The organism is Serratia sp. A07 (genome assembly GCF_058725505.1).
The window spans coordinates 1-565 of the sequence record NZ_JBZXDO010000250.1; the positions used below are offsets into that span (position 1 = coordinate 1).

The window sequence follows — 565 nt, forward strand, 5'->3', positions numbered from 1 at the left end:
AACGTCGCCACCACCAGGTTGCCGGTCTGCTCAAGCGCGCTGACGCCGTCCGTCATGGTGCGCGTCGAGGCAAACTTCTCAAGCTCGTTAAGCGTGGCGGCCACCGCCCGCTTGTGCGCCCCAATCAGGAACGTGTCACCGGCAACCAGCGCCAGCACCGACACGCTCTTGGGCGCCGAGAAGGTCAGGTCGATGCCCGGCTGATGGGTGTTCTTGCCGTTTTTCATGTGCGACAGGTCACCACCATCCGGCAGATGGCCTTCCAGCACCGTCCTGAACACCTCGCCCTTGACCGGCCCTTCAAGCCCCAGGCTCTCGGCGCCGGTGCCGAGCCACTCGGTGGCCATCTCGCCGATAAAGTAATAGTTGTCTTTCTGCTCGTAGTAGCCGGCGGCGTTGGCGGCCGACTTGACCGCTGAGACGGATAGCATGGTTATCGCTCCATTTCGGTGAAAACGACCGTTTCAGTGGGGCGTACCATCTGGTCTTCGTCCGCCAGCTCGGGCGGCATTGCCGCGTCTTTGCTTCCCGCACCGGTTTTCTCCGGATGCGGGGTGGCCGCCTG

1 protein-coding gene is annotated in these 565 nt (G+C 63.4%); it reads right to left on the reverse strand.

Annotation, left to right across the window (positions count from 1 at the left end; all coding sequences use genetic code 11):
• The coding region (gene mobF, locus AC4PR2_RS29580; protein ID WP_492176135.1) for a MobF family relaxase at nt 1–431 on the reverse strand (431 nt) is incomplete at its 3' end.
• Between the last annotated feature and the right edge of the window lie 134 nt (nt 432–565).